The following is a 23,242-nucleotide window of genomic DNA, read 5'->3' as shown; positions in this document are numbered from 1 at the left end:
AATCAGGATTTAAAAATTGCTGGATTAATCTAAAATAAAATTAAACATTTATTCATTTATAGTAGGTTGGGTTAGGCGCATCATAAATAATCGTTTTCAACTAATAATTCATCTAATCGCCGTAACCCAACATTCAATTGTGGATAAGACTATATTTGGGCAAAGATATTTTTATTTATCCACATTACTGATGTTGGGTTACGACACGAAAAGATAAATTTTTGTAGAATTTTAAATAGTTTTTCGTGTCTAACCCAACCTACAATCTGTTGATGTTGGGTTACGACACGATTTGATAGATTTTTATACAATTCAAAATAGTTTTTTGTGTCTAACCCAACCTACGATTTTGAATTTTATCAATCTCAAAAACCATACCCAATTACCAATTCTTCATCAAACATTTGGCAATCCTTCGAGCAGCACCGGGTTTACCCATGCGTTTCTCGCCATTTTTAGCAATTGCATATAGTCGATCGGGATTCGCAAATAGGGTTTTGATTTCAACCGCTACATCAGCGGGATGTTTAACTAAAATTACTGATGAACCTAAAAGACGACTTTGAGCTTCTGCGAAAGCTGGGGTAAATTGAGGCCCCTCTCCAGGTATGATAAATGCTGGTTTACCCAAGCCGACAAACTGTTCTGTGGCTGTTCCTGCCATTGCGATCGCTATATCCCCTAAATGCAAGCAGTCATTATAGGTATTTTGGGTCAAAATTATATATGCATTTTTTTGCTTAAATGTCAATGCTTGGGGGTCGGGAATCTGAATGGGAGATGATTCGTTGGGTACAATTTGCCAGCCTTGACTTTTGATGGTTTCAGCTAAGATATTGCAGTCTAAACCGGGGGCAATTCCTGCTAAGAATACGACGTTACCACTGGTGTGTCCGACGAAATCTTGTTCGCGGAACATTGCCATTAATGCCGAAACTGCAACTGTAATTTTTTCCCAGTTTGCGTAAGCTTCTGGGGTGCGGGAACCGGGTAAGAGAGTTACTGCTAAAGGACGTTCGATTTCTTGTCGTCGAGTATCGCTAGTATAAAACTTTTGTAATGGGAAGCTGGGATTTAAACCATCCATCATTGGGTTCCCCAGATCGAAAGCGGGGATTTTCCACTGTTTTAATATTTCTGTTGTTAAAGAATCTCTGGGGAATACAGCTTTGCAGCGATCGCGACTCATTAACCACCTCTCCCAAGGTAAATAAACCGAACCGCTCCAACCTTCCCGACGTGCTTTTTGGCTATCTCGTTTCAACCACCCAGTTTCATCTCGGAGATAATATTCCGATTTTGCCGTACCCACAAAAGCATATTCACAACCGCTCAAGTAAGCGAATAATAACGGTACGATATCCCCGACAGCTAAAATTTTTACATTATAGCCGGATTTTTTCTGAGTTTTTACCCAGCGACGCACCGCTTTAAATTGATTGAGAGTCAATTGCAGTAAACCACCCCGTACATCCCGCGCTAACTGCCGCGAGTCCATGTAAATAAAGCCACCGCTAGGCATCGAACGTACTGAACCGATGACCGGAATATCTAATTTTTGGTAAGCACGTCCTTCACCAACTAAAGGTAAAGCGAAGATTTCCGGTGATAGTTGCTGTTGCAGTTCTTGTAAAATGCGAATCGCGATCGCATCTTCTCCATGTCCGTTACTCAATACCAACAATCGTGAAGTAGCAGCAGTAGATTGTGTTTTTTTTGTCAAGGAGAGGGGTGATAATTCACTCATAAGAAACAATTTTTTTTGATTAGCTGTCTCAAAAGTCAAGAGGGATATATAAAGTTATAAGCAAAATAAAAAAAGCTGGAAGTTAGTATTATCCCGGAAGGCGAAACCGTTTATCAAAACTCATTATCAAAGTACAAGCTAACTTTCAGTTATTCAGGCTAAATATTATGCGAGTTTCTTCTGCGGCAATTTTTACTTTAGTTAGTTTAGCGGCTAGCAATATCAACCAGCAGGCAACTGCAACCGATTCTACTCTCCTTACCGATAACCCACAAGGGAAAAATACTGTAATTCCGGTAGTCAAGGATACCCCCGCACCAACACAGGTTATTTCTCAACCAGAGACTTTGGTTGTTCAACAATTCTCTCAATCAGTTAACAATAATCAGGTACAAGTTAAAAATCAAGAAAAATCAATACCAATAGTAATTAAAAATTCTCCCCCAATCTCCCAATCTCCTAATCCCCCAATCTCCCCATCCCCCAATCCCCCTCTCCCTCCTTCCCAAACTCCCATAACTGAAAATGATTTCGTTGTTCCAGCTACTGACGTGCGGATCGTAGGGGTTAGTTCGGAGTTACAGGAAGTTATTCAAGGTGTCGTGAAGACGCAACCGGGTGGGGAAACTAGTCAAGCTCAGCTAAAACAAGATGTAGCGGCTATTTTAGATACAGGTTTATTTGCTGGTGCTACTGTCAGCAGTCGCAGTAACGAGCAAGGTTTGAGCGTGGTGTTTCAGGTAAAACCGATAATTGTGAGTTCGCTGCAATTAACTGGAGCGAAAGTGCTTTCCTATGAAGTTGCTCAAAAAGTTTTTCAATCGCAAATTGGTAAACCGATTAGTCCAATAGAGATGAAAAAAGCGGTAGAAGATCTCAATAAATGGTATAGCGAAAATAGCTACACTTTGGCGCGGGTAATTGCGATTAAACCCAATCGTCAAGGGATGTTGGATGTAAATGTAGCCGAAGGTAAGATTCAAAATATTAAATTCCGCTTTCTTGATGATGAGAATAAAACGGTTGATAAAAAAGGTCAAGAAATAAAAGGACGCACTGAACCAGCATTTTTGAACAAACAAATACAGCTTAAATCCGGTCAAGTATTTCAAGAAAGCAAGGTTAGACAGGACGTACAGCGGTTGTACGCTACTGGATTATTTGAAGTAGTTAATTTGGAACTTGAAGGCGATGCGAACAATCTTGATGTGGTTTATTACATTAAAGAAGCTGGAGCGCGTTCTGTAAATGTCGGGGGTAACTACAGTGCTGACCAGGGAGTTGTGGGTACTTTAAGCTATAGCGATCGCAATGTTGGTGGTATCAATGAAAATTTAAATGTTAATGTGCAGCTTTCTCAACGGGATATCAACTTTGATAGTAGATTTACCAGTCCTTATCGAGAAAATAACCCCGATAGTTTGGGTTACAGTATAAATGCTTTTCGCAAACGTCAACTTTCTGATACTTTTGATAGTGATGTTAAATTAGCCAACGGTGATAAAGTCCGGGAAGGAAAGTTTGGTGGTAGCGTCAGTCTGCAACGTCCAATTGACGGCTGGGATACTAGTTTAGGCTTCAACTACACTCGCGTTAGTATCAGCGACAGACAAGGTAAAGTTACTGCAAATGATGCTCAGAATAATCCTTTGACAAAAAGCGGTACTGGGATTGATGATTTGGCTACTGTATCTCTAAGCGCGACCAAAGACCTCCGCAATAATCCTTTTAATCCGACTCAAGGTTCTGTTCTCAAGTTAAGTACCGAACAATCGCTTCCTTTCGGACAAGGAGAAATATCGATGAACCGTTTACGGGCTGACTATACACAGTATGTACCAGTAAAATTATTTGAATCTTCTAAAACTCAGGTTTTTGCTCTCAACGTCCAAGCGGGTACGGTGATCGGAGATTTACCTCCTTACGAAACTTTTAATTTAGGTGGTTCTAATTCCGTCCGGGGTTATGGTGCTGGTGATGTTGGTAGCGGTCGGTCTTACGTGTTGGCTTCCGCAGAATACCGCTTTCCCATCCCCATTTTAGATTCTTTGGGAGGAGTATTGTTTGCTGATTTTGCCTCGGATTTGGGTTCTGGGGATACAGTCATCGGCAATCCTGCGGGAGTACGGGGTAAACCAGGTGAAGGTTTTGGTTACGGTGCTGGTTTGCGTTTAAATTCACCTTTGGGTTTGATTCGTGCTGATTACGGTCTGAACGATCAAGGGGAAAGCCAAGTTCATTTTGGTATCGGTCAACGGTTTTAACAGCGAACAGTTAACAGTGACTAGTGAACAATTCGAGACTTAACTGAGTAGTCCAACTAGCAAAATTAGCATTAGAGAAAGCTTCCCTAGGTCTCTTTTTAAGAGGGGTAAAATCCTTCTTCCATTGTTATGATGAGGACGTTCTCCGCGTCCTCTACAGTTAAATACTTTTTGATTAAACTTTAAAAAAATTAGACAGCCTAGCCCAAGTATGGTATAATGCCCATCTAAACTTATTGTATTATTTATATAATTATTTAAACAATAGCTGAATCAAATAGATATTTTATCGTTTGTTACTTATACTTAATTACTCCAAATTATATATTAAAGATTAATATGCAATTAGAAAAAGAAATAATATAAACCAAACTAGATTTACGTATTATTTGTTACTATTTAAAGACTTTAGTTTTCTAAACATCCAGTTAATAAGCTACTCCTAGTTTAAAATTATAAATTAGATTGCCCGCGCCCAATTGTTAAATCCCAGAGTTAAATCACTATGCTAACTGGTAAAACCCTACAGGGTGGTAAATATACTATCAACCAGGAGATTGGAAGGGGTGGTTTTGGTGTTACTTACAAAGCAACTCATCATTTCCTACATCAGGAAGTGGTAATTAAAACCCTTAACCATAAACTTCAAAAGCATCCAGATTTCGCTAAGTTTGAATCTCAATTTCAGGATGAAGCGAGAAGATTAGCTAGCTGCGTTCATCCCAACATTGTGCGAGTCAGCGATTTCTTTGTCGAGGCTGGTTTACCTTATATGGTAATGGAGTATATTCCCGGTGATACCTTGGGTGAAGCATTTGTGATGCCGGGAATACCTTTAACTGAAGTTGCCGCAATTCACTTCATTCGTCAAATTGGTGCGGCTTTGGGGGTAGTGCATCAAAAGGGCTTGTTGCATAGGGATATCAAGCCAGATAATATTATTCTGCGACAAAATACTAATGAAGTAATTTTAATTGACTTTGGTATTGCTCGGGAATTTAACACCGGGGTAAGACAAACTCATACGGGAATGGTGTCCGAAGGTTATTCTCCCATCGAACAATATCTCACCAGCGCACCGCGATCGCCTGCTACCGATGTATACGGGTTAGCATCGACGCTCTATGCGTTACTAACAGCACAAGTGCCGATGCCGGTGTTATTACGGGATAGAGAAAAAATGCCTGCTCCTCGTGAGTTGCAGCCCCATTTGAGTGCTGCGGTGAATCAAGCGGTAATGCGCGGTATGGCTGTAGAAGCGCGTTTTCGTCCGCAGACGGTAGAATCGTGGTTAGATTTGTTACCTGGAACCGGCAGAACCATTGTTCAATCAGTATCGACTCATGCAGTCCCAACAATTGATTTATCAACTCAAAATTACGAACCCGCACCAGCCCCCGTCGCTGCGATCAAACCAGATGTAACACCTACACCAATTCCAGAAGCAAATACCGATATTAAAGAACCTTGGCAGAAAAAATTACCTTCACCTAGAGTTTTGATTGGTACGGGTGTAGCAATTTTTGGCATTACATTGGGCTTTGGTTTAACTAAGATTGCTTCTACTACCGAACGGCAAAAAGTTGCACCAGCGCTCGAATCGGTCAATGAAGCAGCGGCAGAAATACCTAGTATACAATTGTCTCCCTCCGCTTCACCTTCACCCCAAGAAACCGAAGCTGCGAAAGCGGATTCTTCAAGCACTAGCGATAACAGTACTCCTCAGAGAAGAGTAAGAAGAACTAGAACCACAAACGAATCAACAACTTATACTCCCAGACGACGTAGACGAAGCAATACTACTTCCAGTTCAGATAGTTCTAACTCATCTCAAGATACGGAAAAAACCGATTCAAGTCGATCCACATCGCGATCGTCAAAACGTAGTTCGGGGAATAATAACGATTCTTCAGGTTCATCAGAAAGAAGTAATACGACTCCACCGAAAGCAACTTCTAGTTCATCTCAAAAAGTAGTTCCTTCACCATCTTTAGTAGAAAGACTGCGAAAAGTCAGAGATTCTCGTGATAAGAGTTCCTCTCCCAAAAATAGCGTCAAACTAAAACCTGAAAAAAAATCCAGTCAACCTGTAATAGTACCCGCAGCACCAGCGAAATCAAGCTCTAATCCTCCAGCAGTAATAGTACCGACACAACCAGTTGAAACTGATTCGCAAGGTAATAATTAATTTTGTTTCTTCAGCACGAAGGTACACAAAAATTGGGGAAAAAAGCTCTGCAATATTAACTATGCAAGCATCATTTTGCTTCATAGCTAACATGATTTATGAGGGTGATTTTTTCCCCTATTCCCTACTCCCTATTCCCTATTCCCTATTCCCTACTCCCTATTCCCTACTTCCTACATTAGAAATAGCTAACTTTTCTTCTATTTGTTGAATTGCAGCTAGCCAAACTTCATAACCTTCTAAACTTAAATGTAAGCCATCGGTAGTTAAATCTTGCCGTAAATCTCCTTGAAAATCAGCAAACCATTTATGAAGGTCGATATAGTTAACTCCTTCTTCTTGAGCTATGCTTGCTAATTGTGAGTTGATAGTGCGAATCCGGGTATTCGGAATTGTTGGTAAACGAGTTGGTAATATTGACTGAATAATAATATGACTTGAAGGGTGAGAACGTTTTAAACTACGAATCATTTGACGATGATTGTTTAAAATAACTTTATCTGAAGCACCTTTTCTTAAATCGTTGATTCCAGCCATAATATAAATTATTTCTGGTTTTGTAGAAGAAATTGCCGAGATTCTTTTTAATACTCCCGTGGAAGTATCACCTGATATTCCTTGATTTAACCATAATTTTTTATTTGGAAGCTGACTTGTGGGAAACCATAGACTCAGAGAATCACCTAACATAATACTTAAGCGATTGTTACCTTGTCCTCTAGACATTGCTCCCGCTTCTAAAGCCAGTAAACTTTTCCAATCTTGATATGTTAATTTAGATTTTGTTCTATTAATTAACAGCGATTGTAGCTTGTCGCTAGTTAACCGAGTATAGATATAACCTGCTTTAAGAGCCGCCAACCTTTCATAGTAAAGTTGACTTCCGGATATTAATCTTTTTCTTACAGCTTGAGGAGGGTTATAAGAAGATTCCGCTGGTGGTAAAAGCCTCTGAGATATAAAGTCAGATAAAGATATTTCCGAATCGGAGACTGTATTCTCTACTTTTGTTGCTTGCAAAACATTTTTCCGGTTTAACGAAAGCCGATCCTGTTGTGGGTTGAGTGCTGCTAACTCTGGTAAAAATGATGTTGGGACCGTCAATCCGATTAACAAGCTTATTGCCAGTAGATACAATCTCATGTAGTTTTTCCTTTACTCCATACTTAGTCAAATGACGGCTGTGTTATCGCTGAATCAGCTTGTAATAAATGATTGTTTTTCTTATTTTTAAATACATTTTATAGCTATGTAAAGCCACTTTTAACAGTATTAATTAAATTCTCGACAAAGAATTATCGGTATATTCGGAGACTTGATGAAGTTTTTACAATTGCGATAGGCTTCGCCGACGCTACTCAACCGAAAACAGCAATATCTAATAAATTCCGTCATTTTAAAATCTATACTGACTTCCCACAAGATAATTTTCGTTAATTTCAAAGGATATCCAGCGACGCTGTAAAGTTTCGGCAACAAAACCTGTGGTATTGGAACCTGCGAAGGGGTCTAAAACAATATCGTCTTCATCTGTAAGGAATTTGATAAAGAATTCCGCAAAACCACGAGGAAAACGCGCTGGGTGAGGTTTGACTCCCGCTTCCTTACAGCGTCGCATATAAGCGCTATTTGATTCAGTGTTGGCAATTTCGAGCAAATTTGGTGGAATTGCACCTTGATTATCCTTTTGAAATTTATCAGAAATGTCGTGTCCGCTGGGACGTAATTTTGCTTTATAGCCTTTTTTAAGCAAATTTTTCATACTTTGGCTATAAGGCTTTAAAACTTTTCTATTATCCGCTTTGGGATGAGGGGTTTTCGATAACCACCAAACGGAATTAACCGAATCTTTAACTCGTATGCGTCTAATAGTTACCCATTCTGCGGGGGTAGGTAATCTAGAAGGGTTGTAATGATAAAATTCTTGAGCAAGATAAAAGCCGACTTCTTTACACAGTCGAATTAAAAGCTCGTATTGGTAAATACTGCGAATTGGATTACCGGGGAGATAAGCACCGCCCAAATCTAATACAAAAGAGCCGTTTTCTGCAAGCACTCTTTTAAATTCATATGTAAAAGGTAAAAACCATTCGATATATTTATCGGCGGTTTCGTTGCCGTATTCTTTCTTACGATTTAACGCGAATGGAGGTGAGGTAAGTATTAAATTAATACTGTTTTCTGGGATATTTTTTGTTAATTGTAAGCTGTCTCCTAGATAGGCTGCGCCGTATTTTGTGGAGTAGTAAGGGGGGAGTTGGTTTAAGTCTTTCAAGTACCTGGCGAATGGAATTCGCGGCTACACAAGCAAAACCCGCCTGCGCGGGTTATAAATTAAAAGTTTATCATTACATATTATTTTTTATTTTGTAGGTTGGGTTGGGCGCACGAAAAAGCATGGTTTTTCACGAATAATTAATCTGCATCGCCGTAACCCAACATTGCATCGTTCGTATTTTATAAAATTTTGGTAAATATAATATTGGTTTATCTACAATCGTAATGTTGGGTTACGACACGATTTGATAAATTCTTGTCATAAGCCAAATTTGGTTTTCGTGTCTAACCCAACCTACAAACTTCCCGCCGAAAAGCTAAAATATTAATTATTAATCCCCAATTCCATACAAAAAATCCCCCACCTTTCGATGAGGGATTTTATGTTTTAACAAGTTACTTACTTTGTTAAAGGTTAACCGCCTACCCTACTCGCCGTTGAGGCTATCAGGAATGCGCCATACGTCAGAATGTAACCCACGGTAAAGTGAGCTAAACCAATCAAACGACCTTGAACGATGGACATTGCAACGGGCTTGTCTTTCCAACGAACTAGGTTCGCTAAAGGTGTCCGCTCGTGCGCCCAAACAAGAGTTTCAATCAATTCTTGCCAGTAACCTCTCCAGGAGATCAAGAACATGAATCCAGTTGCCCAAACCAGGTGTCCGAATAAGAACATCCAAGCCCAGACGGACAGGTTATTCATCCCGTAGGGGTTGTAACCGTTAATCAACGATGCTGAATAGTTCCACAAGTAATCTCGCAGCCAACCCATGAGATATGTGGAGTTCTCATTAAACGCTGCTACGTTTCCTTGCCATATACCCAGATGCTTCCAGTGCCAGTAGAACGTTACCCACCCTACTGTATTTAACGACCAGAATAATGCTAGGTAGAAGGAGTCCCAACCGGAGATATCACAAGTACCGCCACGTCCGGGACCGTCGCAAGGGAATGCATAACCAAAGTCTTTTTTGTCGGGCATCAATTTGGAACCACGGGCATCCAAAGCACCTTTAACCAAGATTAAAACGGTGGTGTGAATTCCCAATGCGAAGGCGTGGTGTACCAAGAAGTCGCCAGGACCGATGGTTAAGAATAACGAGTTGGTAGTGTTGTTAATAGCATCTACCCATCCAGGCAACCAAGCAGCACCTGCTGTGGAAGCAATACTGTCTGGGTTGGACAGCAATGTGTCCATACCGTACAAGACTTTACCGTGAGCAGCTTGAATGAATTGAGCAAATACTGGCTCAATCAAAATCTGCTTTTCAGGCGTACCAAAAGCCACAACTACGTCGTTATGTACGTATAAGCTCAGGGTATGGAAACCTAAGAAAAGGGATACCCAGCTTAAGTGGGAAATAATCGCTTCTTTATGCTTCAACACGCGGTCTAGTACGTTGCCTTTGTTCTGCTCTGGGTCATAGTCGCGTACCCAGAAAATAGCCGCGTGAGCAAACGCACCAGTCATTAAAAATACCGCAATGTACTGGTGGTGAGTGTACAGCGCTGCCTGTGTTGTGTAGTCCCTAGCTATAAAAGCGTAGGGGGGCAGGGCGTACATATGCTGCGCTACCAAGGAAGTAATTGTTCCTAATGCTGCCAATGCCAATGACAATTGGAAGTGTAGCGAGTTGTTGATGGTGTCGTACAACCCTTGGTGGGGTAAGTTGAATTGTCCTTCAGTTTTGGTACCAAAAAAGTTTTTGGCGTTGAGCATTTCTTTGATGCTGTGACCAATTCCGAAGTTTGTCCGGTACATATGTCCGGCAACAATAAAGATTACCGCGATCGCCAAGTGGTGATGAGCCATATCGGTCAACCACAAGGATTCTGTTTGGGGATGGAAACCACCTAAAAATGTGAGAATCGCCGTACCAGAACCAGTAGATGTACCAAATAGATGGTTTGCGGTATCGGGGTTAGCTGCATAAGCTCCCCAATTTCCCGTGAAGAAGGGCTGTAAACCTGCTGGGTGTGGAAGGGTGCTAAGGAAGTTATCCCAACCTACGTGCTGTCCGCGAGATTCGGGGATTGCTACGTGTACCAAGTGACCAGTCCAAGCCAAGGAGCTAACACCGAATAAACCAGCTAAGTGGTGATTTAAACGAGGTTCAGCGCTCTTGAACCAAGAAAGACTGGGGCGGAACTTGGGTTGTAAATGCAACCAACCAGCAAACAAGAACACCGCTGCTAACAACAGGAGAAACACCGCACCAGAATAAAGGTCGTTGTTTGTCCGCATCCCAATGGTGTACCACCAATGGTAAACACCAGAGTAAGCAATGTTAACCGGATAATCTACGCCACCTTGAGTAAATGCGTCGATCGCTGGTTTACCAAAGTGGGGGTCCCAAATCGCATGAGCAATTGGGCTGATATGAAGAGGATCTTTAATCCACTGTTCAAAGTTACCTTGCCAAGCGACATGGAAATTCAGGCTGGATGCCCACAAGAAAATGATTGCCAAGTGTCCGAAATGAGTAGCGAAAATCTTTTGGTAAAGATTCTCTTCGGTCATCCCATCGTGGCTTTCAAAATCATTACCCATCGCGATCGCGTACCAAATCCGACGAGTAGTCGGATCTTGGGCGAGGTCTTGGCTAAATTTTGGAAATTTTGTTGCCATAGGTTTTATAAATCCTCTGACATGAGAGCCATTAAATAATTTGAGTTATGAGTTGAGAGTTATGAGTTATGAGTTGAAGAAGTATTTTTTAACTCCTAACTCCTAACTCCTAACTCCTAACTCTTGAGTTGAGTTTGCTAGCCTAACGAAATAATTCTGGCATGGAAGAATGCCCAGGTGGTAACGATACCGCCTAATAAATAGTGAGCGACTCCAACAGCACGACCTTGAATGATGCTCAAAGCGCGAGGCTGGATTGCTGGTGCTACTTTCAATTTGTTGTGCGCCCAGACAATTGACTCAATTAATTCTTGCCAGTAGCCGCGACCGCTGAACAGGAACATTAAGCTGAATGCCCATACAAAGTGAGCGCCCAAGAACAGTAGACCATACGCGGAAAGCGCACTTCCGTAAGAGTTGATTACCTGTGAAGCTTGCGCCCACAAGAAGTCACGCAGCCAACCGTTGATGGTAATTGCACTTTGAGCAAAGTTACCGCCAGTTAAGTGCGATACGTTGCCTGCTGCATCTACGGTTCCCCATACATCTGACTGCATCTTCCAACTGAAGTGGAAAATTACAACCGATATACAGTTGTACATCCAGAACAATCCGAGGAATACGTGATCCCAACCGGATACCTGACAAGTACCACCGCGTCCGGGACCGTCGCAAGGGAAGCGGAAACCTAAGTTTGCTTTATCTGGAATTAACCGAGAACTGCGAGCAAACAGTACGCCTTTTAACAGAATCAAGACGGTAACGTGAATTGTAAAGGCGTGGATGTGGTGAACCATAAAATCAGCGGTACCCAAAGCAATGGGCATCATCGCGATTTTTCCGCCTACAGCTAGAATACCGCCACCGAAAGCGTAGCTCACGGGTTCTAATGCATTAGGTGCAGTGCCACCAGGTGCCAAAGTGTGTAGGTTTTGTACCCACTGAGCAAATACTGGCTGCAATTGAATCGCCGTATCCGAGAACATATCTTGGGGACGACCCAAAGCACGCATGGTGTCGTTGTGAATGTAAAGTCCAAAGCTGTGGAAGCCTAAGAATATACATACCCAGTTCAAGTGGGAGATAATCGCATCTCTGTGGCGAAGTACCCGATCTACAATGTTGTCTCGGTTTACTACTGGGTCGTAATCCCGCACCATGAAAATAGCAGCGTGAGCCGCACCACCGACGATACAGAAAGCCCCAATCCACATATGGTGAGTGAAGATACACAACTGAGTTGCATAGTCAGTTGCCAAATATGGGTAAGGAGGCATCGCGTACATATGGTGCGCCACGATGATGGTCAACGAACCCAATGCTGCAAGGTTTACAGCTAGTTGAGCGTGCCATGATGTGGTCAAGTTTTCATAAATTCCCGTGTGACCTTCGCCAGTAAAGGGTCCTTTATGATTTTCCAAAATTGTCTTAATACTGTGACCGATACCCCAGTTGGTACGGTACATATGACCTGCGACGATGAACACTACCGCGATCGCCAAGTGGTGATGGGCAATGTCTGACATCCACAAACCGCCAGTTACGGGGTTTAAACCGCCTTTGAAGGTCAAAATATCTGCATATTGACCCCAGTTCAAGGTGAAGAAAGGCGCTAATCCGTTAGCAAAGCCAGGATAAAGCTCGGTCAACAGGTCTTTATTCAAGATGAACTCGTGAGGCAACGGCACGTCTTTGAGGGGAACTCCCGCATCTAACAACTTGTTAGTTGGTGCAGATACATGGATTATATGCCCAGCCCAGCCCAAGGAACCACAACCCAACAACACTGATAAGTGGTGGTTGAGCATCGACTCCACGTTTTGGAACCATTCCAATTTGGGAGCGCGTTTGTGATAGTGGAACCAACCGGCAAATAGCATCAAACCTGCCATTACCAAGCCGCCTATGGCTGTTGCATATAGCTGAGTGGAGCTAGTTATACCCCAACCGCGCCATACCTGGAATAAACCGGAGGTGATTTGAATTCCGTGGAATCCACCACCTACATCACCATTTAAAATTTGTTGACCAACTACAGGCCAAACAACTTGGGCGCTTGGCTTGATATTTAACGGGTCCATTAACCAAGCTTCGTAGTTGGAAAAACGAGCGCCGTGAAATATCATCCCGCTCAGCCAGATAAACACTACGGCTAGATGTCCGAAGTGGGCTGCGAATATCTTGCGGGATATATCTTCTAAGTCACTTGTATGTGTATCGAAATCATGGGCGAGTGCGTGCAGGTTCCAAATCCATGTGGTGGTTTTTGGACCTTTGGCAAGGGTTCTGTCAAAGTGACCGGGTTTGCCCCATCGTTCAAACGAGGTTGGGACCGGATCTTTATCAACGATGACTCTTGCTTTCTTTTCCTCTCGCTCCGGAGGACTTATTGTCATTCGACCTCCTCTCTAAAAAAAGGACTGAGGTTTTTTCCACTAGTTGTCTTCATAAATAAATGTTACGCATTCTTGCATTTTCACTTATATTGCTTTTTTTCAGTAGCAAAGACTCTATGCGGAATATTGCTTTCTCGTTGAATTATAAAGTCATATAACCCACATTGTGAGCGTCTGATTAACAATAATTAAAACTTCTCTAATTTTGGCGCGATCACACTTCTAGACTTTGGGCTTGGTTAAAATGTCAATAGCTTGTATATTTTTTTTACAAACCGCAACAATTGATGTATTTTTTCCGGTGCTTATCATACAATCATCTAATTTTGCCGCTCTAGTTCATTGTTTTATCTTATAGTGACGATACCTGGAGTAACCTACCTCAAGAAGGTCGAAGCACGGCATCAATAAAATCTACAAGTAAAAATTGATGCTTTTGCTAAATCAATAAACATCAATCAAACTAAATGTGTAAAATATTGTAAACATATATTTTTATATGCAAAATATATGGTTTGTATTGATTAAAAAGAAACAAATTTTTTGGCGATCGGCTTGTCTGAGAAGCTACGAAAATAGATCGTCACTTTCTCGGTAATAGTTTTATTCCGATCGTTTATATCGTAGGTATTATAAGTATTTGTATAGAAGCGATATAAATTGTTGGGTAATTACCAGGTAGAAAATATGAAATTGCTTACTAAGGCTTTAACAAAGTTGATTCGGAAAAGGTACGCGCTGGTTAAGACCTTGACAATAGGACTTCTAATATTGACTTTAACCGCTTGCGGAGATAAAGCGGTCAGTCAAGATGTATCGATTAATTTATCTGAACCAATACAGCAAAAGAATGCACAACTTTCTCAAAAAATTTCTGAAGTTGCTCCTCCCGAAGTTATTCAAGAATTACGTGAAGCATTAGAAGTTTATCAACCGCAGGTAAAAATACTTAATCCTCAGCCAGAGCAAGTATTACAAGAAGATAAATTGAAAGTTAGCTTACAAGTTAAGGATTTACCAATATTTAAAAACGCACAGTACAAATTAGGGTCTCATTTAAAGGTAATTTTAGATAATCAACCAGGATTAGAAATTTACGACTTAAACCAACCGTTAGAGTTATCCAATTTATCTGCGGGTACTCATACTTTGCGTGTCTTTGCATCTCGTCCTTGGCACGAAAGCTTTAAAAATGAAGGTGCTTACGCTCAAACTAAATTTCACGTATTTACCAAGAGCGATGATAACAATCCAGATCCGAGCCTGCCAATATTAACTTACAATCATCCCGAAGGTAGCTATGGTGCAGAGCCGATTTTACTTGATTTTTATCTAACCAACGCTCCCTTACATATTCTAGCTAAAGATAATCCCGATAGCGCGATCGCAGACTGGCGAATTCGCTGCACAATAAATAATGAAAGTTTTATTATTGACCGTTGGCAATCACTATATCTTAAAGGATTTAACCAAGGTCAAAACTGGGTGAAACTAGAATTTCTTGATAATGAAGGTAATCCAGTAAAAAACGTTTTTAATAGTATCGTCAAAGTTATTAATTACGAACCTAAAGGTAAAGACACCCTTGCGAAAATTGTTCGAGGAGAACTTTCAGCGGAAGATTTACGCGGAATTGTAGACTCAAATTATGCAGTTGAAATCCCAACAGAAAATCAAGTAGAAGAAAAACCAGAAAAATCAGAAGGTGGATTTTTTGATAGATTCAAACGTGGTGAAGATAAAACACCAACTCCACAACCCGAAAGTACTTTAAAACCAATTCCAGAAGTAATTAAAACACCGACACCCGAAAATGCGGAACCGATTCCAGAAATAATTGAAACACCGCAATCAGAAACTAGTTTAGAAGAAACAATTCCCGAAGTAATCGAAACTCCAGAATTAGAAACGAATAAAGAACCGATACCACAAACAATACCAGAATCGAAACCGGAAAGATTTTTTAATCGATTCAAACGTGGTAAGCAAGATAAAACAACAATTCCAGAAATAATTGAAACACCGCAACCAGAAACTAGTTTAGAAGAAACAATTCCCGAAGTAATCGAAACTCCAGAATTAGAAACGAATAAAGAACCGATACCACAAACAATACCAGAATCGAAACCGGAAAGATTTTTTAATCGATTCAAACGTGGTAAGCAAGATAAAACAACAATTCCACAACCAAAAGTGGAAGCAATTCCGGAAGTAATTAAAGCTCCTACACCGGAAACTACATTAGAAGAGACAATTCCAGAAGTAATTGAAACTCCGACACCAGAGATAACACCTGAAGTAGAAACAAAAGAAATCCCAGCAAAAACAAGATTCGATAAATATTTGAATCGCGATGTGGAACCAAAAATAGAACCAACTCCGGATTTACCACCTACATTACCCGAAATTGTTGAACCTTTAGAAACTCAACCTCCAGTAAAACAACCGGGAATACCAGAAACTCGAATTGAAATAACTCCAGAAGCGAAATCTACAACTAAGAAATTAGGGGAATATTTCAATCTTCCTCAACCTGTAACCCCCGTACCAACTCCCGATCTTGAAGTACCTCAAGTACCTGTAATTGAACAGCCAAGTAAGTAGAGAAATTGTTTTTTCATATTTCACCCGGCGCTTTGTTACCGCTGCTACACAAGCAAAACCCCTCCGGGTTCACCACTCCCTTCAACGCGGGGAACCCGCGCACAGGGGTGGATTCACCGCCTGCGCGGGTTAAAAATCTTCTAATTACCAATTACCAATTACCAATTAATAAATGTCTCGTATTCGCGCTCCGGAATTACCGCAAGATTACCCTTGGTTAAACACTGAAAAACCCTTTTCGTTAAAACAACTTAGGGGAAGAATAGTAATTCTTGATTTTTGGACTTATTGCTGTATTAACTGTCTGCACGTTTTACCGGATTTAAAATATCTCGAACAAAAATACAAGGATAGCATAACGATAATTGGGGTACATTCGGCTAAATTCGATAATGAGAAAGAAACCGAAAATATTCGTCAAGCTATTTTACGTTACGATATCGAACACCCGGTTTTAGTTGACAGGAATTTTCGAGTTTGGCAAGAATATGCTGTAAAGGCTTATCCGACTTTTGCGATAATCGATCCGCAAGGTTATGTGCTAGCAACCTTAACAGGTGAAGGGAAGCGTGAGATTTTAGATGAAGCGATCGCCAAGTTAATTCAACTGCATCAAGAAAAGGGTACGATTGATTTTCAAGAATTTGATTTAATTTTAGAAAAACAGAAAACACCTTTAATTACACCTTTAGCATTCCCCGGTAAAGTATTAGCTGCTGATTCAAAATTATTTGTAGCTGATTCCGGACATCATCGTATTGTTGTTAGTAATTTAGATGGGGAAGTTTTACATTTAATTGGTAGCGGTACTGGTTTAAAAGATGGTAATTTCGAGGATGCAAAATTTTTCGCACCTCAAGGAATGGCTTTTGATCGAGTAAATAATATATTGTATGTAGCTGATACAGAAAACCATGCAATACGAAAAGTTGATTTCAATCATCAAAAAGTAGAAACTATTGCAGGTACCGGAGAACAAAACCTTAATTCTCCTTGGGATTTAGTTTTGGGAAATAAGCTATTTATTGCAATGGCTGGTTGTCATCAAATTTGGGAATTAGATTTAGTCAGCAATATTATTAGAGTTTACGCTGGTAGAGGTGCAGAATCTTGCTTTGATGGTTCGCTTTTGGAATCTGCTTTTGCTCAACCTAGCGGTATTACAACTAATGGCAGTGAATTATATATTGCCGATAGTGAAGTTAGTTCGATTCGCGGTATTAATTTAGAGACGCAGCAGGTAAGAACAATCTGCGGTAGTGGAGATTTAAATGCTTTTGGTGATGTTGATGGAGTTGGTTTTGATGTCAGGTTACAGCATTGTTTGGGAATACAATATGCTGATGGTAATTTGTGGATAGCCGATACATATAACCACAAAATTAAGTTAGTAAATCCGGTTACGGGTGATTGTAAAAGTTTTTTAGATAGCTGTTTTTCAGAACCTTCGGGAGTTAGTATTCTTGATGGTTATTTATATGTAGCGGATACGAATAATCATGTAATTCGGAAGGTCAATTTGGATACTTTAAAAGTGGGAACTATGGAGTTTTCTGGTTTATGTGCGCCAGATTTTTGTATTGTTAATTAGTAGGGTGCGTTCGCGGTAGAGTAACGCACCATTATCAATATTTTTAAAAGTGAGTAACTTTATCCTAACTATTTGTTTTTTATAGGAAATTTACGGATTTAAAAAAAACCTTACTAGACGCGGAGAACGCAGAGAAAAGAGATAAGGAGAGATAGGTAATTTTAGAGCGTTAAGTTAGTTATTATTTGTCAGCAAATTGGCAGATTATGTTGATAATTCAGTTTAAATTATCAGGATAATGGTGTTTATATTTGGTTTAGTTTAAATTGTATGAATATGAATAATAATTTTATACTTTTAGAATGCGATGATGTTGTACTTTTAGGAGAAGATACTTTGAAAGCTAGCAGAATTCAACAATTAGTTGAAGAGAATATTCAAGAGAAATTACAAAGACATATTTACGAATACAATAGCTTTCATCCTGGTGCTTCAATGTTGGAGTTTTTCGGTAATATACCTATTGGTAAAACAAAGATTCGTTTAACCGAAATTAAGCAACAATATATTACAGACTGTCAAGTTTTAAGAAGTAGCGGTCAAGGTTGGGAGAATGGCAAGTTAAAAATAGAAATACGGGTATTTCCTGGAAATAACTATGAAAATCAAATTTATTTGGGGTTTATTCCAGAGGAACCTATTGAATACGAAGCATTGTTAGATGAGATTTGTCATATAGCTTCTGATAATGCGATCGGTGAATGGAAATAGATTTTAATCAGTATATAATGTAAAAAGTTATCTTACCCATAATTTTTCAGTTGGATCGTATGCTGAATAAATTAAAACAAATTCAAACAGCTTTAGATTACAAAAATTCTGGCAATTTTGGTGATTTTGCTATTCTTAAGTCTGATATTTTAGGTGCGAAAGTTTCTCCACAAGTTGCGGATAAATTACAAGATGTAGTAGGGTATCACCCGAAAATTGATTTAGATAAATTAATTACATATCCAGAAGCTACATTTGGACGGGAATATGCCGAACATATGAAGAGAAACAACCTTCAACCACTTAATATTAGTCCCGAATTAGAAGAAGTTGCTCGACGAAATGTCTTCGCTTTACGATATGTTGTTACTCACGATATTTTTCATGTTTTACTTGGCTTTGATACCAGTTATGCAGGAGAAATAGGAGTTTTAGCATTTGCTGCTGCACAAAATTATAGTACATCGTTAAAAATTAGCTTTTGGTTTGCTAAATTGCTTTATCCAATCATTGCACCCCGACAAGTTAAAGCGATTGTTGAGAATCAACGAAAAGGGCAAGAATTAGCTAAAAAAGCAAAGTTTTTGTTGGGATATCGCTTTGAAGAACATTGGGATAAAGCTTTGACTAAAGTTAGGGAAGATTTGGGATTACCGCAAATTCAATTATTTAAATAAGCCTATATTCGTCAAGTAAATGATGTGAATCTAACAATAAATTACAAACATTTAATTAATAATCCAAAATCCATTCGCGTCTCATGAGCGTACCGTAGGTATTGCGTGTCCGTAGGACAAATATAAAATATAAAATATAAAATCCAAAATCGTTTCACCATTCTTCAGCCCAATAAACAATTTCTGAAGCCATTTTATCAATTGCTACTCCATAGCTATCTCCATGATTCCAAGGAAAGTCGGAAGTCCCCCGATTGTTCGCATTTAATACTAATATTTCATAGGTTGATGGAAAAGTTCCTGGTTGCAAGTCGCTGGTATACAAAAAAGTGGTTGGTACGCCATTTTCCTGATTAGCATGGTCGTTTGTATCACCACCTTGATATTTATATTTAGCTATATCTTTATATTCTAAAAGTGCTTTTTCGATCTGCGTTTCTGGTAACTTCATCCTGAGTTGAAAAATTCTGCCGTATTCTGGAGAACCCGGATAATAAATAACCCGCACCTCTTTAGCAATGCTCGGAACGACAGCGGGAAAGTGCTTTATTTGTGTTTGATTAGACCAGGTATGATGACGAATATCTTGATAATTTGAGTTATTTATTACTATCTCAGTTGATTTTTTGTTATTAAAAGCCTGTGTAAAAAAGAATCCTCCCCCAATAACTCCCACACTTCCCAAGGATAGTAAAGCTATCGTGGTAAGTTTCAATAAATATGCTTGCTTCATCGAATCAAAGACTTAAATTAAATAGATATATATTCAACTAGTAATGAATATCGTATATTTACACATCTAGCCTTGGATATATTTACTCAATTTTTATATAAAATCCGTAAAATTTCGCTTGTCGTTCAAAAACCTGGCGATTTAATATGCCTGCGGCACACCTTCGGTGAACGCGGCTACACCGCTCATTGTCCACCTACGTGGACTAATTGATTTTTAAACCCGCGCAGGCGGTGAATCTAGTTGGCGGTGTCGGTTTCCGTCCCGCCAAACTAGTGAACCCGGAGGGGTTTTGCCTGTGTAGATGCGGTAACAAAGCGCCGGATAAAACATCAAATCATAATTATCAGGCTTCAAAAACTCCCAACGATCATTCCCGCTAATAAAATAAAACCAATCCAAACGTTTTGTCGAAACATTTCACTGTAAGCTGCTGCGGGTAAGTCTGCTTTTATCAAACGTAGATATTGCCATACCCAACCAGCAGATGCAATTACAAGACTTATCCAAAATGCAATATGAAGATGTGTAACGATTCCCAACCAAATTAGTAAACCAACAGTTCCAATAAAAAAGACAGCGATCGCCATTTCCACATAGTCACCAAAAAACAACGCGCTGGAATTGACACCGATGCGTTTGTCATCTTCGCGATCGCTCATGGCATAAACTGTATCAAATCCTAATGTCCACAATACAGTAGCACCCCAAAGCAGCCAGGTTGGTTGTGAAAGGTTTTGTGTAACCGCGCTCCAGCTAATCAGTACGGCGAAACCCCAAGCAATAGAAAGCACCAATTGAGGTACGGGAAATACCCGCTTTGCACCTGGATAAAGCAAAATTACCGGAACTGCTGCGACGCACAACCAGAACGAGAGCGGGTTAAGATAGAAAGCGAGAATAGCAGCACAAGCCATTCCTACAATCGCTACGACTACGCCTATTTTGATCGATAGCGTCCGAGAAGCAAGGGGACGGTTTTTCGTTCTTTCTACTTCTGGATCTATATCTTTATCCCATAAATCGTTGACGACACAGCCAACAGCACTTGTCGCGAGAGTACCTAAAATAATCACTCCTACTAATGGTAAAGGGGGTTTTCCTTGTGCTGCTAAAAATACCGCCCACAAACCGGGAATCATCAAGATTAATCTTCCTTCTGGCTTGTTCCACCGTAGAAGTCGGATGATTTTGCTAAATGTAGATTCAATTTTTTGTTCTGGTTGAGTAACCATAGCAATGAAGAAATTATCAATACGGTTTGCTTTACGTTTATTAACAACTATAGAATAGCTTGATTTGATGTTTATAAAACACAATAAAAACCAAATAAAAACTAAACTAATTCTGGATAGTTTAAAGTGAAGCTGTAGAAAAACAGCATCAGCTAACTTTTGAATGCAGGCTAAGGTAGAAAATCTTGAAATTTATTAAAATTAATTTGTATCGAGTGCCTAAATCCAATGACTGCATTGATAAGATTCCTAAGAACTAATTATTACTAAGTTTTATCGCAAAACAAATGGTTAATTCCGTGATCAAAGCAATAGAGAATATTTTCGTTGATAAAGTTGATAATAACCGCATAATTGCAGCTATTGATTTAGGTACCAACTCGGTACACATGGTAATTGTCAGAATTGAACCGCATTTACCATCTTTTAGCATTATCGGCAAAGAGAAAGACACCGTTAGACTTGGCGATCGCGATATTGAGACGGGAAACCTCAAACTTGAAACAATGTCCAGAACGATCGCGGCTTTAAGTCGCTTTCAACAGATTGCCAAAACCCTAAATGCTGAAACAATAATTGCGGTAGCAACTAGCGCGGTAAGAGAAGCACCCAACGGTAGAGAATTTTTGTACCGCATCAAACAAGAGTTGAATTTAGATGTTGATTTAATTTCCGGACAAGAAGAAGCGCGACGAATTTATTTGGGTGTGCTTTCGGGGATGGAATTTAACAACGAGCCACATATTATCATTGATATTGGTGGTGGTTCCACAGAGTTAATTTTAGGTGATTCCCACGAGGAGCGCTGTCTTACTAGCAGCAAAGTTGGAGCCGTCAGATTAACCAGCGAATTAATCACCACCGACCCCATCAGCGACCATGAATTTAACTACCTGGGAGCCTATGCAAGAGGAATGCTCGAACGTGCAGCAGAAGAAGTCTTGTCAAACATTAATTTTGGCGAACAAGCTCGTTTAGTAGGGACTTCCGGCACAATTGAAACCTTAGCTAGCATTCATGCTAGAGAAACGTCAGATTCTACCTTTTCAACATTGAACGGTTATGGCTTTACTTTAAAAGACTTGCGGGAATGGGTATCGCGCTTGCGGAAAATGACTAACGAGGAGAGAGCGAATATACCTGGTATGCCAGAGAAAAGGTCAGAAGTTATACTAGCAGGAGCAGTAATATTACAAGAAGCAATGACACTTTTAGGTGTAGAATCCCTAACCACCTGTGGACGGGCGTTACGAGAAGGAGTAATAGTAGATTGGATGTTAGCGCATGATTTAATCGATAATCGTCTGCGCTTTCAAAGTACGATCAGACAGCGAAGCGTATTAAGAGTTGCCAATAAATATAATGTTAATCTGGAATATAGCGAACGAATAGCTGCACTCGCTTTATCATTATTTGACCAAACCAAAGGTCATCTACACGAATGGGGGAATCAAGAGAGATTTTTATTATGGGCTGCGGCAATATTACACAACTGCGGACATTATATAAATCATTCTTCCCATCACAAACACTCATATTATTTAATTCGTAACAGCGGATTGCTCGGTTATAACGAAACAGAAATCGAAATTATTGCTAATTTAGCGCGTTATCATCGTAAATCTCAGCCCAAGAAAAAGCACGAGAACTTCCAAAACTTAGCTACAAAAGAGCATAAATTGGTAGTAGAACAGTTAAGTCCGTTATTGAGATTAGCAACATCTCTCGATAGAAGACAGATTGGGGCAATATCGAGAATTGAATGCGATTATCGTAAGGATGATAAAGTATTATATTTAAAAGCTATTCCACATCGTCAAGATGATGATTGTGCGATCGAGCTTTGGAGTTTGAGTTATAGCAAATTAATATTTGAGGAAGTATTTGGGGTTAAAGTGATCGCGAGTTTGTAGGAAGATTGATTAGATTTGTAGGGTGTGTTAGCCGAGATCTTAACGCACCATTATGCGGGTTGCATTGTTGTAAGTAAGTGGATCAAATTAAATATAAAACCTCACCCTCAATCCCTCTCCTTAGTAAGGAGAGGGAAGCCGAATTTAGAGTGAAATTTTAACTTATGCGTAAATACAAAATAATTGTTCGGAGCTAATAGTAGAAGCTCATAACCGCCCGGAAATCAATTTCCGGGCTAATAGCGGAAGTCCATTAAAATGGACTGGGATATGA

At 39.9% G+C, this 23,242-nt stretch carries 14 protein-coding genes; 7 read left to right on the top strand and 7 right to left on the bottom strand.

Translation table 11 applies throughout. From position 1 onward, the window contains the following. Positions 1 to 382: 382 nt before the first annotated feature. Complete coding sequence (locus VB797_RS14515) at positions 383 to 1,747, bottom strand: lipid-A-disaccharide synthase-related protein (protein ID WP_323238394.1); 1,365 nt, start codon at positions 1,745 to 1,747, stop codon at positions 383 to 385. Positions 1,748 to 1,914: 167 nt separating this feature from the next. Between VB797_RS14515 and VB797_RS14510 the strand changes: the two genes are divergently transcribed. After that, positions 1,915 to 4,011, top strand: coding sequence for a BamA/TamA family outer membrane protein (locus VB797_RS14510; RefSeq protein ID WP_323238393.1), 2,097 nt, complete (start codon positions 1,915 to 1,917; stop codon positions 4,009 to 4,011). Positions 4,012 to 4,516: 505 nt separating this feature from the next. Continuing rightward, positions 4,517 to 6,199, top strand: coding sequence for a serine/threonine-protein kinase (locus VB797_RS14505; RefSeq protein WP_323238392.1), 1,683 nt, complete (start codon positions 4,517 to 4,519; stop codon positions 6,197 to 6,199). Between the two features lie 159 nt (positions 6,200 to 6,358). Here the strand turns inward: VB797_RS14505 and VB797_RS14500 are convergent, their stop codons facing one another. The 4 genes from VB797_RS14500 to psaA all read right to left on the bottom strand — a co-directional run bounded on the left by VB797_RS14500 (position 6,359) and on the right by psaA (position 13,504). After that, positions 6,359 to 7,342, bottom strand: a complete 984-nt coding sequence (locus VB797_RS14500) for an SGNH/GDSL hydrolase family protein (RefSeq protein WP_323238391.1) — start codon at positions 7,340 to 7,342, stop codon at positions 6,359 to 6,361. Positions 7,343 to 7,595: 253 nt separating this feature from the next. Further along, positions 7,596 to 8,474, bottom strand: a complete 879-nt coding sequence (locus VB797_RS14495) for a site-specific DNA-methyltransferase (protein WP_323238390.1) — start codon at positions 8,472 to 8,474, stop codon at positions 7,596 to 7,598. A 417-nt stretch (positions 8,475 to 8,891) separates the two neighbouring features. Next, entirely contained in the window at positions 8,892 to 11,108 is a 2,217-nt protein-coding gene (psaB, locus tag VB797_RS14490) for a photosystem I core protein PsaB (protein WP_323238389.1), read from the bottom strand. A gap of 137 nt (positions 11,109 to 11,245) precedes the next feature. Further along, positions 11,246 to 13,504: a photosystem I core protein PsaA gene (gene psaA, locus VB797_RS14485; protein ID WP_323238388.1), complete on the bottom strand. Its 2,259-nt coding sequence runs from the start codon at positions 13,502 to 13,504 to the stop codon at positions 11,246 to 11,248. A 687-nt stretch (positions 13,505 to 14,191) separates the two neighbouring features. On the opposite strand from psaA, the gene VB797_RS14480 reads away from it, so the two are divergent. The 4 genes from VB797_RS14480 (at position 14,192) to VB797_RS14465 (ending at position 19,087) form a co-directional block, all read left to right on the top strand. Continuing rightward, positions 14,192 to 16,108, top strand: coding sequence for a hypothetical protein (locus tag VB797_RS14480; protein ID WP_323238387.1), 1,917 nt, complete (start codon positions 14,192 to 14,194; stop codon positions 16,106 to 16,108). 172 nt (positions 16,109 to 16,280) lie between these two features. Further along, positions 16,281 to 17,699 carry a thioredoxin-like domain-containing protein gene (locus tag VB797_RS14475; protein ID WP_323238386.1) on the top strand — a complete coding sequence of 473 codons (1,419 nt, stop codon included), beginning with the start codon at positions 16,281 to 16,283 and terminating at the stop codon, positions 17,697 to 17,699. A 276-nt stretch (positions 17,700 to 17,975) separates the two neighbouring features. Further along, positions 17,976 to 18,410: a KGK domain-containing protein gene (locus VB797_RS14470; protein ID WP_323238385.1), complete on the top strand. Its 435-nt coding sequence runs from the start codon at positions 17,976 to 17,978 to the stop codon at positions 18,408 to 18,410. 59 nt (positions 18,411 to 18,469) lie between these two features. Continuing rightward, positions 18,470 to 19,087 carry a Coq4 family protein gene (locus VB797_RS14465; protein ID WP_323238384.1) on the top strand — a complete coding sequence of 206 codons (618 nt, stop codon included), beginning with the start codon at positions 18,470 to 18,472 and terminating at the stop codon, positions 19,085 to 19,087. A 154-nt stretch (positions 19,088 to 19,241) separates the two neighbouring features. Here the strand turns inward: VB797_RS14465 and VB797_RS14460 are convergent, their stop codons facing one another. Continuing rightward, positions 19,242 to 19,820 carry a hypothetical protein gene (locus tag VB797_RS14460; RefSeq protein ID WP_323238383.1) on the bottom strand — a complete coding sequence of 193 codons (579 nt, stop codon included), beginning with the start codon at positions 19,818 to 19,820 and terminating at the stop codon, positions 19,242 to 19,244. A 353-nt stretch (positions 19,821 to 20,173) separates the two neighbouring features. Further along, a complete protein-coding gene (locus VB797_RS14455; protein ID WP_323238382.1) occupies positions 20,174 to 21,055 on the bottom strand; it encodes a 4-hydroxybenzoate solanesyltransferase in 882 nt (293 codons plus the stop codon). A 287-nt stretch (positions 21,056 to 21,342) separates the two neighbouring features. Here VB797_RS14455 and VB797_RS14450 point away from each other — a divergent pair, with 287 nt between their 5' ends. Beyond that, positions 21,343 to 22,968 carry a Ppx/GppA phosphatase family protein gene (locus VB797_RS14450; RefSeq protein ID WP_323238381.1) on the top strand — a complete coding sequence of 542 codons (1,626 nt, stop codon included), beginning with the start codon at positions 21,343 to 21,345 and terminating at the stop codon, positions 22,966 to 22,968. Positions 22,969 to 23,242: the final 274 nt, after the last annotated feature.

Source organism: Rivularia sp. UHCC 0363, assembly GCF_034931125.1.
GTDB lineage: Bacteria > Cyanobacteriota > Cyanobacteriia > Cyanobacteriales > Nostocaceae > Rivularia.
Note: the sequence above shows the minus strand (reverse complement) of the source record. Positions and strands in the feature narration are given on the sequence as shown.

Bases quoted from the DNA above. Each gene is read 5' to 3' on its own strand.
- VB797_RS14515 (WP_323238394.1), bottom strand. From the start codon at position 1,747: ATGAGTGAATTATCACCCCTCTCCTTGACAAAAAAAACACAATCTACT.
- VB797_RS14510 (WP_323238393.1), top strand. From the start codon at position 1,915: ATGCGAGTTTCTTCTGCGGCAATTTTTACTTTAGTTAGTTTAGCGGCT.
- VB797_RS14505 (WP_323238392.1), top strand. From the start codon at position 4,517: ATGCTAACTGGTAAAACCCTACAGGGTGGTAAATATACTATCAACCAG.
- VB797_RS14500 (WP_323238391.1), bottom strand. From the start codon at position 7,342: ATGAGATTGTATCTACTGGCAATAAGCTTGTTAATCGGATTGACGGTC.
- psaB (WP_323238389.1), bottom strand. From the start codon at position 11,108: ATGGCAACAAAATTTCCAAAATTTAGCCAAGACCTCGCCCAAGATCCG.
- psaA (WP_323238388.1), bottom strand. From the start codon at position 13,504: ATGACAATAAGTCCTCCGGAGCGAGAGGAAAAGAAAGCAAGAGTCATC.
- VB797_RS14480 (WP_323238387.1), top strand. From the start codon at position 14,192: ATGAAATTGCTTACTAAGGCTTTAACAAAGTTGATTCGGAAAAGGTAC.
- VB797_RS14475 (WP_323238386.1), top strand. From the start codon at position 16,281: ATGTCTCGTATTCGCGCTCCGGAATTACCGCAAGATTACCCTTGGTTA.
- VB797_RS14470 (WP_323238385.1), top strand. From the start codon at position 17,976: ATGAATAATAATTTTATACTTTTAGAATGCGATGATGTTGTACTTTTA.
- VB797_RS14465 (WP_323238384.1), top strand. From the start codon at position 18,470: ATGCTGAATAAATTAAAACAAATTCAAACAGCTTTAGATTACAAAAAT.
- VB797_RS14460 (WP_323238383.1), bottom strand. From the start codon at position 19,820: ATGAAGCAAGCATATTTATTGAAACTTACCACGATAGCTTTACTATCC.
- VB797_RS14455 (WP_323238382.1), bottom strand. From the start codon at position 21,055: ATGGTTACTCAACCAGAACAAAAAATTGAATCTACATTTAGCAAAATC.
- VB797_RS14450 (WP_323238381.1), top strand. From the start codon at position 21,343: ATGGTTAATTCCGTGATCAAAGCAATAGAGAATATTTTCGTTGATAAA.